1 protein-coding gene is annotated in these 15047 nt (G+C 50.4%); it reads right to left on the bottom strand.

What is annotated here, in order from left to right; genetic code table 11:
• Nucleotides 1-124 precede the first annotated feature (124 nt).
• A complete protein-coding gene (locus IY568_RS06095; protein ID WP_194867057.1) occupies nucleotides 125-15016 on the bottom strand; it encodes an Ig-like domain-containing protein in 14892 nt (4963 codons plus the stop codon).
• Between the last annotated feature and the right edge of the window lie 31 nt (nucleotides 15017-15047).

Here is a 15047-nt window from a genome sequence, read left to right as displayed (position 1 = left end):
ATTTATAGATGATGTTAGGTGGGTATTTTAGTTGCTGTCACAGCAAAGATAACTCGCTGTCGTTTTTCTATGTAGATAAAGCAACCGAGGTTGTTATAAACAACCCCGGTTAGATATAAAGCTATCAGAATTTCATACTTACGCCCGCTGATATCTCATTAACGGCATTTTCGCTGATATTGTAGTAACTATAACTCACATTAATTGCAGTGTTTTCCAGAACATCATAGCCCAGAGTGATCCCACCATAGGCGCTGGTCCCTTCTTTTTCATATTGCAGCAAGTGTTTACTGTTTCGTGTACTATCAACCTGATATTCCCAGTCAAAAGCGCCCAAGAACAATGCTGCACTAAAACGCTCATGACGGAGCAATTCAAACCCGGTTTGTAAAGCAAAACCTTCTGGCAATACCGGCGTCGCCCGGGCAACCAATTCATGGGCTGTATCCGGCGTTAAAGACTGACCTGTCAAGGCAAGGCGCCCCTGACCCAGATCTATATAACGGATCCCAACTTCCCATTTTGGCATTAGCTCATAATAGGCCCCTGCTGACCAGGACTCACTGCTATCATCAACCGTCCCGACAGTTAGCCCACCAACAGAGGTTGGGGCCTGATAGTCCGCTTCAGCCTTACCAACCATAGCCTCAACACGCCACTGCTCTGCCAACACAGGATCTGCCAATAAGCAGCTCGTTGTAAGCAAGGTGTAGGCTGGCAACTTGCTGTTTCTGCGACGACGTAAAATTAATGCCGACATCATTATCACTAATAGTCCTCCCAGACCACCTGAAGATTTATTTTCCACACTCACAGTTTGATAACCAGAGATTGTCACTTTGACGATCCCTTTGCTCACTGCGCCTTTGCTGTCTCTCACCTGATACACAATGACATCTTCCCCTGAGTAACCTACTTTAGGCTCATAGGTCAGTGTACCGTCAATATTAATCGTTGCCTTACCATGCGTTGCAACCGCACTTATAAGGAATAGTTCATCGCCATCGGCATCAGTATCATTGGCAAGTACATCAATAACCAAAGTGGTTCGATCATCGGTTGACGCCACATCCAACACTGCTGTTGGCGCACTGTTAACGGTCAGATTGACAATGGCCTGACTGTTAGATGTACCGCCCTGACCATCAGAAATACTGTATTCAATGGTTGCAACGCCAACAAACGTCGCAGGTGGTGTATAGACCAGTTTGTTGTCCACAATACTTACAGTACCAAAGTCAACGGTTGCACCCGTTATGGTTAACGCGTTGCCATCTGCATCAGTATCATTCTCCAAAACATCAATCGTAATTTGTTGACCCGATGCAATGGTGACTTCATCTGCAACAGCGACTGGTAAAGTATTGTTAGTTCTGGGCACGGCAATACCGCCTGGATCAACTACGCTGCGGTTGGCCATACCATCATCATCGTTCGGACCACCGTCGACAATTTGTAGCTGCACACACCAGTCGCCTTCAGTCAGTCCATCGGTCCATTCATTGCTGCCTGGAGGCGGACAGTATCCTGGTTCGCCTGTCGCGGACAGAATTGCGTTACCACCAGAAACCACAAAGTCCACCCACTCATCATTTTTGAGTTTACGATAGACTGCATTCGCCGGAATAGGCCGACGTTGAGGTATAACAATAGTGTAAGTGTCACCTGCCTGAGGCAATCCGGTTGCGATAAAATCAAACAACCCACCAATGTTAATCGCATCTCCATCTCCCGGTAGCTCACTTTCGAGCAACTGAACACCACCTGTGGAGTTTTGCGCAACGGTCGCACCTTTACGCAGACAGACACCTGGCTCACCTTCAACCAGGTACTGAGCCGACTCAGCAGCTTGCTCTTGCATCACGTTACAGTCAGTAATGGCATCCTGGAAGTCAGGGATACCATCACCATCCGAATCCGCATAACCTTCCTCATCGTCAGGAATAAGGTCACCATCGGTATCAACTTGAGTCAATGCTTGAAGCTCAGCGACAACTTCGAGATAAATGTCACTTACCGAAGAAAGGCTAGGCTGTGCATCGTCCGTTGCAGTTACGGTCAGCCGGTAAATACCTTCTGTTAGCCCCGAGGTACTAAATACGAATGTATTTTCTTCTGCACTCAGGTCTGTCAGTGCGCTATCAACGGCATTCCAGTCTAGCGTAACATTGTCTTGTGGATTCGCATCTCTGGCAGTTGCAGTCACTGTGACTAATTCATCGTTAATTGTCAGCAGAGAACGTGTTTCGCCCGCCTGAGTTACACTGGTTGACACAGTTGGCGCAACATTCTCTTCAACGATGGTCACTGTTGAGGATGATTTCGCTCCTCGGTTTAATGAATCAGCCAGCGTGATGACGATATTTTCATTACCCTCGATGACACCATCGCCAAACACATTAAAGCTGATTTGCGCCGAAGTGCCGGACTCAATTACCACCTGCCCATCGACTAAATCGTGATCTGCAGCATTTGCACTGCCCGAAACGGTATAAGGAATGGTCACGGGATAACTCGGTGCAGGTCCATTCAGGAACACATTTACTGTATGGCTTTGCTCCTCGGCCACTGTAGTGTCTTTCTCTAGAGAAATAAGAGGATTAACAAACACATTTTGCGTCGCGATGGATTGCAGTCCCTGGCTGTCTGTGGCCTGCCAATACACAAAGTGCGTACCTGGCGCGAACAGGGTTGTACCGTCAACCAAAGATACCGCAATGGTGTTACCGTTACCATCAACAGCGGTAGCCGTGCCCAGTGACACTTTAGTAAATAATCCCGTTGCATTGGTAGTTATGTCTGTCGGTACCGTGATGACAGGTAGCGTATTCGCCGGCGCTGAGTTAATTTGCAGCTGAGCGGTCGCTTTGCTACGCGCTTTTTGGCTATCCTCTATCAGATAATCAATGACAATTAAGCCCTGAGTGTCCGCCTGTGCCTGATAAGACAATGCACCATCAGCAATGGATACACTCCCTACAGAAGCTTTGGCACCAACAATACTCAGTACATCACCTGCATCAACATCCGTATCATTAGCCAGCACATCCAGAATATAAGTATTGTTAGCCTGCGGCTCAAAAACAAAGCTGTCGTTAACCGCCAACGGCAAATCATTCACCGAGTTAATGGTGATTTTTACTTCGCCAGCGGCTGAGTTCAGGCTACCGTCGTTAGCAATATAACTGAAGCTGTCCAGCCCGTTAAAGTTCCCAAACGGTGTGTAAGTGAAGGTATTGCCCTGCAGTACCAGCTGACCACTCACTGGCTGACGCTCAATGGATACTGTAACGGTATCGCCATCTTCATCAGATGTGTCGGCCACAAAGCTGGTCGTGCCATCCTCATTCACCACAATATCCATGTTGTTGGCAATCGGCTGATTATTGACAAATTGAACATCAATCTCAAATGCACTCAAAGCAGTCTGCGCAGTACCATCGGTCACACTGATCACAATATTACTGTAGACACCTTCGTCATCCCTGCTCGGCGTACCCGACAGAGTCCCCGTTGCAGTATCAAATTGCGCCCATACTGGCTGATTGGTTATCGCAAATGTGAGTGCATCACCATCGGCATCTGATGCCTGCGGTGTGAAGCTGTATAGCGTGTTATGTACAACCGACGTATCAGGTGTACCAGAGATAACCGGAGCATCGTTTACTGAGCTAACGGTAAGCGTCACCGTCGCCGTATTCGAATCTAGCGCCCCGTCATTTGCCATGAAGCTAAAGCTATCAGAGCCGTTAAAATCTGCATTCGGTGTATATAGCCAGGTTGTCTCTGACTGCTGTTGCAATGCGCCCGACGACACACCCGACACAATACTGTATGTCAGCGTATCCGCATCCGGATCCGTGCCGCTGAGCGTAACGAGCAACGTATCATCCTCATTGAGTGATAGTGCCTGCCCTTCAACAACTGGCGCATCATTTATTGGCGTGACACTCAACGAAACAGTTGCCTCATTTGATACAGCGCCAGCCTGATCTCTTACCGTGTAGGTAAAGCTATCGTTCCCAAAGAAGTTGGTATTCGCAGTATAAATAATGGTGCCTTGTGCTGTGACCGTTGTCTGGCCATTTTGAGGCACACTTACAACAGTAACGCTGCTTAAATCGAAGCTATCACCCTCATCCACATCAAAGTCATTACCCAGCACGTTAACTTCGAAAGCGCCTTCTTCCTGGAGCTCAACACTGTTGTCGACGGCTACTGGTGCATCGTTAACCGGTGTTAAAGTAACGGTTACGGTCGCAGGCAGTGAGGCAAGCCCTTCACTGTCAGTGAGTGTATAAGTGAAACTAAAGGAGCCCGTTTCGTCTTGCTTAGGTGCAATTTCCAAAGTGCCATCAGCCAAAATGGTTACATCAGCTTTGGCGTAGCTGCCAGCACCATTACCCTGATCTTCCAGAGTGACATTGGCACCATTGAAGCCCTGATCTTCAACATCTGAATCGTTGGCAAGAATGTCCAGAACAACCGTGACATCTTCGTCTGTGGTTACTGTATCGTCACCGACCACTGGACGGTCATTGATAGCACCGATATTGACGGTAATGTTAGCCGATGCAGAGACCAGCCCATCGCTATCTGTAACGGTATAAGTAAAGGTCTCTTCCCCTACCTCGTTGTTGTTTGGTGTGTACACCAAAGTACCGGCATCCTGGTCTAGCGACACCACGCCCAGGCTCGGGGTACTGGTCAGCGTCACAGTCCCTGTAGGGATACCATCTTCAACATCCGTCGCTGCTGCACGTACAGTTAGTGCTGCTGATGGCGTGTCTTCATCTGTACTGATCGTTAAATTAGCAGCAACAGGCGCGTCATTTACTGGCGTAATTGTCACCACAACCGTGGCCTGCTCCGATGTATTGAGTGCAGTATCTGCAACCGTGTAAGTAAAGCTATCCTGACCGTTTTCATTGTCCGCAGGCGTATAAGTCGCAATACCATTTACGATGGACACCGCCCCTTTACTCGGCGCAGTTACAACAACTGCAGACGCCGCGTTCATATTACCCTCAGGATCACTGTCATTATCCAATAGAGCAATTTGTACCGCTGTATCTTCGTTCGTTGTTGCGCTGTCATCGACTGCTGTCGGTGCATCCTCTACCGGGTTGATAGTTAACGACACAGTATGCGTTGCAGAGGCTGCATTTTGCGCATCTGTTACCTGGAAGGTAAAACTATCACTGGTGCTCTCCGAACCGTCATGTTGATAGTTAAAGCTACCATCAGCATTTAACGTCAGCACACCATGCTGAGGCTGCGACAGTGCACTAACAGACAGACTGTCACCGCTATCTAAGTCGTCGTCACTCGCGTTGCTGAGTAAGCCAAGCATCGTAGTCACTGTCAGCAGCTGCCCTTCATCAAGACCAAAGCTATAGTCTTGAGCCGTCGGTGCATCATTCGTATTAACAACCTCAATGTCAAAGGCGCTAAGTGACTGATGCGTTGTACCGTCTGAAACTGTAATCACGATCTGGGTATCGGTACCGACGTCGCTATCTGTCGGCGTACCAGATAGAGTACCTGTTGCAGTGCTGAAACTCGCCCAGTTTGGTTTATTGCTGACAGAGAAAGTCAGCACGTCACCAGCATCCACATCCGATGCGGATGGCGTGAAGCTGTATACTGAATCTTCATTCACGCTGGTCGCAGGTGTTCCGCTAATTTCAGGTGCATCATTCGTATTCACAACCGTGAGAGAGAAAGCTGAAAGCGACACAGAGACAGAACCATCAGAGACCGATATAACGATATCACTGCTGGTGCCAACATCACCATTTTCCGGAGTACCCGACAATGTGCCTGTTTGAGTATCAAAACTGGCCCAGTCTGGTTTATTAGCAATGCTAAACGTGAGGCTGTCGCCATCCATGTCAGATGCCACAGGTGTGAAACTGTATGCACTGTCTTCATTCACAGAGGTGCCCGGGGTACCTGTAATAACCGGCGCGTCGTTAACATTAATAACAGTAATGGCAAAGGCATCAAGGCTCACTGTCTCAGTGCCATCGCTCACGCTAACCACAATACCCTGATAGACACCAACATTGGCATTACCAGGTGTACCACTAATCGCGCCAGTCGATGTGGAGAAACTCGCCCACGAAGGTAAATTAGCCACACTGAACGTTAGCGTATCACCCGCATCCACGTCCGATGCACTGGGCACAAAACTGTATCCACTGTCTTCATTAACACTGGTTGCCGGAGTGCCCGATATGACTGGCGCATCATTGGTATTGACAACCGTAACTGAGAATCCAGTTAGTGCGACCGTTTCTGAACCATCACTCACACTGATCACAATGTCGGACGTAGTACCAACATGCTCATTAGCAGGTGTACCAGACAGTGTGCCTGTTTGTGTATCGAAGCTTGCCCAATCAGGTTGATTCGCAATGCTGAATGTCAACGTATCGCCCGAATCTACATCGCTTGCATTCGGCGTAAAGCTATATGCGGTGTCTTCATTCACACTGGTAGCTGGTGTACCTGAAATGGTTGGTGCATCATTGGTATTAGATACCATAATATCAAAGGATGTCAGGCTGACCGTTTCAGTGCCATCTGTCACACTGATCACAATACCCTGGTAACTACCCACATCATCATTTGACGGTGTACCAGACAAGGTGCCTGTGCTGGTATCAAAAGTTGCCCATTGAGGTGCATTTTGAATGCTAAACGTCAGAGTATCACCATCAACGTCGCTAGACGTCGGCGTAAAGCTGTAACTGGTATCTTCATTTACCTCAGTAGCAGGTACACCAGAAATCACCGGCGCATCATTCACCGGTGTCACAGTCATCGTGACAGTCGCTTCATTAGAAACAGCTCCGGCTGCATCTGCCACAGTATAGGTAAATGTATCCTCGCCAGAGAAGTTTGCATTTGGTGTGTAAACAATCGCACCGGCAGCGTTGACCTGCGTCTGACCACTTGCAGGTGCTTGCACCACCGTTACACTTGCCAAATTGAAACTGTCATTCTCATCTACATCAGTATCATTACCCAGCACGTTGACTTCAAACGATCCCTCTTCCGCTACTTCAGCGGTGTTGCCCACTGCGACAGGCGCATCATTAACTGCCGTCAAAGTAACTGTAACGGTTGCTGCATCTGAGGTTAACCCTTCACTATCAGTTAAAGTGTAGGTGAAGCTAAAGGTGCCGTTTTCATCCTGTTTAGGTGAAATTTGCAAGCTACCGTCAGCCAAAATGCTCACGTCAGCCTTCGCATAACTTCCAGCACCGTTCCCCTGATCTTCAAGCGTAACATTGGCACCGTTAAAGCCCTGATCTTCTACATCAGAGTCATTGTTCAATATTGCCAGGGTCACACCCACGTCTTCATTGGTAGTAACACTGTCACCTGCAACAATTGGCTTATCATTCACAGCACCAATCGTTACAGACACAGTTGCGGGTTCAGAAGTGCTGCCTTCACTGTCGGTAATGGTGTAAGTAAAGCTATCCGTACCAGTTTCGTTGGCACTTGGGGTATAAACTAATGTGCCAGCATTTTGGTCTATCGCAACACTACCTTTGGTCGGTTGCGTTGCAACAGCGATGTCGCCAGACGGGTTGCCATCTTCGACATCGCTTGCTCCCGCTCGCACAGCCAATGCATCACTGGCATTGTCTTCGTCAATATTAACCGCAAAGTTCTGCACAGTCGGTCTATCGTTAACCGCAGTAATCGTCACTGTCGCGGTCGCTTCACTCGATGTATTAAGCGCGGCATCTTTTACAGTATAGGTGAAGGTGTCCTGACCATTTGCGTTCGCATTTGGTGTATAAGTAACCACCCCATTTTCAATAGACACAGACCCCTTCGTTGGCTGAGTCACTATAGCCGCCGAAGAAGCGACCATATCACCTTCAGGGTCACTGTCATTACTTAAGAGATTGAAGGTGACAGCTTCGTCTTCATTTGTTGTCGCAGTATCATTGACCGTTGTTGGCGCATCTGCGACTGCATTAATAGTCAGCGTAACCGTCTGAGTCGCCGATGTTGCATTACTACTGTCAACGACCTGGAAGGTAAAGCTATCGCTGTGATTTTCACTGCCATTATGTTGATAACTAAAGCTACCATCTGCATTCAAAGACAATTGGCCATGCTGTGGCTGACTTACTGCGCTTACCGTTAACGTATCACCACTATCCGTATCATCGTCTGTAGCAGTACTTAATAAACCATTGGCCGCAGCGACTGTCAGCGTAGCCTCTTCATCTAGTGTGAAGGTAAAGTCCTGTCCAACCGGCGCATCGTTGGTATTGTTCACTTCAATGCTGAATGCAGTGAGCATGGCTTGTTCAGTGCCATCCGATACTGAAATCTGGATATTAGAATGCGTGCCAACATCACTATCCGTAGGCGTCCCGGTAAGGGCGCCCGTCGCCGTATCAAACTCGGCCCAACCTGGTTTATTCACAATGCTGAAGGTATGTGTATCACCGTCATCTGAGTCGGTCAGTGTCGGAGTAAAGCTATAGGCTGCATCTTCGTTTATCGTGGAAGCTGGTGTACCCGACAGTACAGGTGCAACATTATATTTTTTCGTCACACTGGCCGTGACACCTTCTGCCGCGTTGCCTGCTTCATCGGACACAATCACAGTGAGTGTCAAGGTTCCCTCATTAAGGGTACTTACATTGACGCCAGTTACTTGCTGGCTACTTGCTGTGATTGTTGTAGCGCTGTCGCTTGAGACTGTATTGGTGCCATCACTGACTTGATAGGTGAATGTACCACTCCCTTCCAGACCTGATAAGGTGAAGCTGAGCGCCGATTCATTATCCCGATTAATTAATGATTGATCTATCGCCACAGACTGGCCAGATGGTGTTCCATTATCCAGGGTAATGCTTTGCGTGGCTGCAGTGGAGGTGTTGCCTGCCGTATCAGTCTGTGTCGCCGACACCGTCAGCGTGCCATTGTTCAGGCCACTGACGTCCAGCTCACTGCCGCTCAGCGTCCAGTTACCTGAGCTGTCTGCGGTCACGGTACGACTGACTGTTGAATTGTTATCCGTGATGGTCACGGTGATGCTGTTGCCCGACTCTGCCCCCGAACCGGCAATTAAGACGTCATTGTCTTCTGCTGCGTTAACAAGGCCATCGGTTTCTATCGGTGTGGTAATGGTCAAGGCCGAAGGCGCCGCGTTATCTAGCGTAATCGTCTGAGTCGCAGCAGTCGAAGTATTGCCCGCCGTATCCGCCTGGGTAGCCGACACCGTCAGCGTGCCATTGTTCAGGCCACTGACGTCCAGCTCACTGCCACTCAGCGTCCAGTTACCAGAGCTATCCGCGGTCACGGTACGGCTAACTGATGAATTGTTATCCGTGATGGTCACGGTCACGCTATTGCCCGACTCTGCGCCGGATCCAGCAATCAGCACATCATTATCTTCTTCAGCATTAACGATACCGTCGGTTTCAATGGGTGTGGTGATGGTCAGCGCTGAAGGCGCTGCATTATCCAGCGTAATACTCTGCGTGGCTGCTGTGGAGGTGTTACCCGCTGTATCCGTCTGAGTGGCCGACACTGTCAGTGTGCCATTATTCAGGCCACTGACATCCAGCTCACTGCCACTCAGCGTCCAGTTACCTGAGCTGTCTGCGGTCACGGTACGACTGACTGTTGAATTGTTATCCGTGATGGTTACCGTTACGCTGTTGCCCGACTCTGCCCCCGAACCGGCGATCAGCACATCATTATCTTCAGCCGCATTGACGATACCATCCGTCTCAATCGGCGTGGTGATGGTTACTGCTGACGGTGCAGCATTGTCCAGTGTGACGCTTTGCGTGGCTGCGGTGGAAGTGTTACCCGCTGTATCCGTCTGTGTCGCCGACACCGTCAAAGTGCCATTGTTCAGGCCACTGACGTCCAGCTCACTGCCGCTCAGCGTCCAGTTACCTGAGCTGTCTGCGGTCACGGTACGACTGACTGTTGAATTATTGTCCGTAATGGTTACCGTCACGCTGTTACCCGACTCTGCCCCCGAGCCAGCGATCAGCACATCATTATCTTCAGCCGCATTAACGATACCATCCGTCTCAATCGGCGTGGTGATGGTTACTGCTGACGGTGCTGCATTGTCCAGTGTGATGCTTTGCGTGGCTGCAGTGGAAGTGTTACCCGCTGTATCCGTCTGTGTCGCCGACACCGTCAGCGTGCCATTGTTCAAACCACTGACATCCAGCTCACTGCCACTCAGCGTCCAGTTACCTGAGCTGTCTGCGGTCACGGTACGACTTACCGAGCTGTTGTTGTCTGTGATGGTCACGGTGACGCTGTTGCCTGACTCTGCGCCGGATCCGGCGATCAGCACATCATTGTCTTCAGCCGCATTGACGATACCATCGGTTTCTATCGGTGTGGTGATGGTCAGCGCTGAAGGCGCTGCATTATCCAGCGTAATCGTCTGAGTTGCAGCAGTCGAGGTATTACCCGCTGTATCCGTCTGTGTGGCCGACACCGTCAGCGTGCCATTGTTCAGGCCACTGACGTCCAGCTCACTGCCGCTCAGCGTCCAGTTACCTGAACTGTCTGCGGTCACGGTACGACTGACTGTCGAATTGTTGTCCGTGATGGTCACCGTCACGCTGTTGCCCGACTCAGCGCCAGAACCGGCGATTAAGACGTCATTGTCTTCAGCTGCGTTAACAAGGCCATCGGTTTCTATCGGTGTGGTGATGGTCACTGCCGAAGGCGCTGCATTGTCCAGCGTAATCGTCTGAGTCGCAGCAGTCGAGGTATTACCTGCCGTATCCGCCTGGGTGGCCGACACTGTCAGCGTGCCATTGTTCAGGCCACTGACGTCCAGCTCACTGCCACTCAGCGTCCAGTTTCCTGAGCTGTCTGCTGTCACAGTGCGACTTACCGAACTGTTATTGTCCGTGATAGTCACGGTCACACTGTTACCCGACTCAGCGCCGGAACCGGCAATTAAGACGTCATTGTCTTCTGCGGCATTGACTACCCCATCAGTCTCAATCGGCGTGGTGATGGTCAGCGCCGAAGGCGCCGCGTTATCCAGCGTAATCGTCTGAGTCGCAGCAGTCGAAGTGTTACCTGCCGTATCCGCCTGAGTGGCCGACACCGTCAACGTGCCATTATTCAGACCACTGACATCCAGCTCACTGCCGCTCAGCGTCCAGTTGCCAGAGCTGTCTGCGGTCACGGTACGACTGACTGTCGAATTGTTATCTGTGATGGTCACCGTCACGCTGTTGCCCGACTCAGCACCAGAACCGGCGATTAAGACGTCATTGTCTTCCGCTGCGTTAACAATACCATCCGTTTCTATCGGTGTGGTGATAGTCAGTGCCGAAGGGGCCGCGTTATCCAGCGTAATCGTCTGAGTTGCAGCAGTCGAAGTATTGCCTGCCGTATCCGACTGAGTGGCAGACACCGTCAGCGTGCCATTGTTCAGGCCACTGACGTCCAGTTCACTGCCGCTCAGCGTCCAGTTTCCTGAGCTGTCTGCGGTCACGGTACGACTGACTGTCGAATTGTTGTCCGTGATGGTCACCGTCACACTGTTGCCCGACTCAGCGCCAGAACCGGCGATTAAGACGTCATTGTCTTCTGCTGCGTTAACAAGGCCATCGGTTTCTATCGGTGTGGTGATGGTCAAGGCCGAAGGTGCTGCATTGTCCAGCGTAATCGTCTGAGTCGCAGCAGTCGAAGTATTACCTGCCGTATCCGCCTGGGTGGCCGACACTGTCAGCGTGCCATTGTTCAGGCCACTTACATCCAGCTCACTGCCGCTCAGCGTCCAGTTACCTGAGCTGTCTGCGGTCACAGTACGACTTACTGAGCTATTATTGTCCGTGATAGTCACGGTCACACTGTTACCCGATTCAGCGCCGGAACCTGCAATTAAGACGTCATTGTCTTCTGCGGCATTTACTACCCCATCAGTCTCTATCGGCGTGGTGATGGTCAGCGCCGAAGGCGCCGCGTTATCCAGCGTAATCGTCTGAGTCGCAGCAGTCGAAGTGTTACCTGCCGTATCCGCCTGACTGGCAGACACCGTCAGCGTGCCATTATTCAGGCCACTGACATCCAGCTCACTGCCGCTCAGCGTCCAGTTGCCAGAGCTGTCTGCGGTCACAGTACGACTGACTGTTGAATTGTTATCCGTGATGGTTACCGTCACGCTGTTGCCCGACTCAGCACCAGAACCGGCGATCAGCACATCGTTATCTTCCGCTGCGTTAACAATACCATCCGTTTCTATCGGTGTGGTGATGGTCAGTGCCGAAGGGGCCGCGTTATCTAATGTAATTGTCTGGGTCGCAGCGGTGGAGGTGTTACCTGCCGTATCCGCCTGGGTGGCCGACACCGTTAACGTGCCATTGTTCAGGCCACTGACATCCAGTTCACTTCCGCTCAGCGTCCAGTTCCCTGAACTGTCTGCAGTTACGGTACGACTGACAGTTGAATTGTTATCTGTAATGGTCACCGTCACGCTGTTGCCCGACTCAGCACCAGAACCGGCGATCAGCACGTCATTGTCTTCTGCGGCATTGACGACGCCATCGGTTTCTATCGGTGTGGTAATGGTCAGTGCCGAAGGCGCCGCGTTATCCAGTGTAATCGTCTGAGTTGCAGCAGTCGAAGTATTGCCTGCCGTATCCGCCTGGGTGGCCGACACCGTCAGCGTGCCATTATTCAGACCACTGACATCCAACTCACTGCCGCTCAGCGTCCAGTTGCCAGAGCTGTCTGCGGTCACAGTGCGACTGACCGAACTGTTATTGTCCGTGATAGTCACGGTCACACTGTTACCCGACTCAGCACCGGAACCGGCAATTAAGACGTCATTGTCTTCTGCGGCATTGACTACCCCATCAGTCTCAATCGGCGTGGTAATGGTCAGCGCCGAAGGCGCCGCGTTATCCAATGTAATCGTCTGAGTCGCAGCAGTCGAAGTGTTACCAGCTGTATCAGTTTGGGTCGCTGACACCGTCAACGTGCCATTGTTCAGGCTACTGACATCCAGTTCACTGCCGCTCAGTGTCCAGTTGCCAGACCCATCTGCGGTCACTGTGCGGCTCACAGTGCTGTTGTTATCCGTGATGCTCACGGTCACACTGTTGCCAGACTCCGCCCCGGTACCGGCAATCAGTACATCATTATCTTCTGCTGCATTAACGATACCATCTACTTCAATCGGCGTGGTGATGCTAACTGCGCTTACACTAGTATCAACAGTAACAGACAAACCAGAGCCATCAGCAGTATTACCTGCTGTGTCTGTTGAGCGTGCTGTCATCGTGTGCGTACCTGCTGACAAAGCAGACGTTGTAATAGTCCAGGTACCTAAAGTGGCAGTGCCCGTGCCCACAGTACCATCAATGCTTGAAATCAGAGTAATCGCGCCACCATTGGGGCCTGAACCAGTAAACGTCGCAGTTGTATCATTGGTCACATTATCCGTATTGGATGTACCAGTATCACTGCTTGCATCCAGATCCGGTGTACCCGGTGCCGACGGCGCAGTTGTGTCTATCGTCACACTCAGACTACTCGATGCTGAACTTTCGTTACTGCTTGCATCGGTTGCTTTTGCAGTGATGGCGTGCGTTACACCGGCAGTCAGTGCACTGGTAGTAATTTGCCAGTTACCGCCTGTTGCCGTACCAGTTCCAATTACGGTTGTACCTCCGCCTTCCTGATCACTATACAATCTAACCGTTGAACCGCTTTCAGCTGTACCACTGAATGTTGGTGTCGTGTCATTGGTGTTATTGTCGCTATCAGAACTACCCGTATCAGATCCAGCATCAAGATCTGGCGTTGATGGCGCATTAGGTGCTACGTCATCATTCACTGTGATAGTAAACGCCTTTTGGAATGTCGTTGTAGCATCACTGGTTTGCAAACAAACCACATAGCTTCCCGCCGATAACGCGGCTTGCGTTTCAAGGTTTGAACCATTGATCTGGAAACTACCGTTATTGGTATCTGCGCTACAAGTACCATTCGCGCTGGCTCCGCTACTGACAATCGTATACGTATGGCTGTCGCTGGTGTCAGGGTCTGTCGTGCTTAATGTGCCTATGTTGGCACCTGCGCCAGTTGCAGACTGATTAATTGAGGTTGTATCCAGGCTAATGTCTGTTGGATCATCATTTTGTGCAGTAATGGTCACTGTTGCCTGGTTAGTGCCTGTACTGTTTGCTGTACCATCATTAAAAGTATAATCGAGCGTCACAGATGACGGCGGTGCTTCTGAATTATTCTGGTAAGTGATGTTTTGCAACACCGAATCAACAATCGCTGAAGTCGCACTGGTGTTGAACGTCAACACTAAAGTGCCGGACGAATTGGTTGTTACCGTACCAACTGTCGTTGAGTTATAGGTGAAGGTACTGCTCTCTGTAAGCGTGCCCAACAGGCCATTATTAGCAAAGACATCCTGTGAGCTGGCACCGCCATTTCGGGCAATCGTCAGGGTTGCATTGTTATAATTACCCGCACCACTGTCTAGTGCGTCCAGTTCGGTATCTGCAACAACAACGTCCGAATCAATAATAACGGCTGAACCGTTTTCAGTAAACGTCTGGCCGCCATTCAGATTACTGAAGGTCGGTACGTTGTTTGGTGAGATAAAGGTGATATCAGTATTTGCACCATTATCCGCCACAGTAAAATCAAGCGAACTGGCTGGCGCATTTGAAAGCGTTATTGCTACTTCAACAGCGCTGAAGTCAGTTGCATCAGTATCCACCTGCAGTGTGCTCGTGCCGTTAAAGCGAACATTGCTGGTTGTCAGGCCCGTCACACTATTGATGGTAATAATATCACCCACACTTAAGTCTGTGATGGTATCACCATTAAGATCAGACGCGTCGCCGACAAAGTTATCATTGCCCGCATTACCTGTCATCGAGTCGGTACCACCACCAGGGCGGATGGTATCGGTACCACTACCACCGGTGATCGTATCGTTACCGTCAAAGTCAGTCGCGGTCATATTTATGGTGTCGCCACTCAACGCACTGGCG

The organism is Pseudoalteromonas sp. PPB1 (assembly GCF_015356275.1).
In the GTDB taxonomy this organism is placed as follows: domain Bacteria; phylum Pseudomonadota; class Gammaproteobacteria; order Enterobacterales; family Alteromonadaceae; genus Pseudoalteromonas; species Pseudoalteromonas rubra_D.
Note: the sequence above shows the minus strand (reverse complement) of the source record. Positions and strands in the feature narration are given on the sequence as shown.

Bases quoted from the DNA above. Each gene is read 5' to 3' on its own strand.
- IY568_RS06095 (WP_194867057.1), bottom strand. From the start codon at position 15,016: ATGACCGCGACTGACTTTGACGGTAACGATACGATCACCGGTGGTAGT.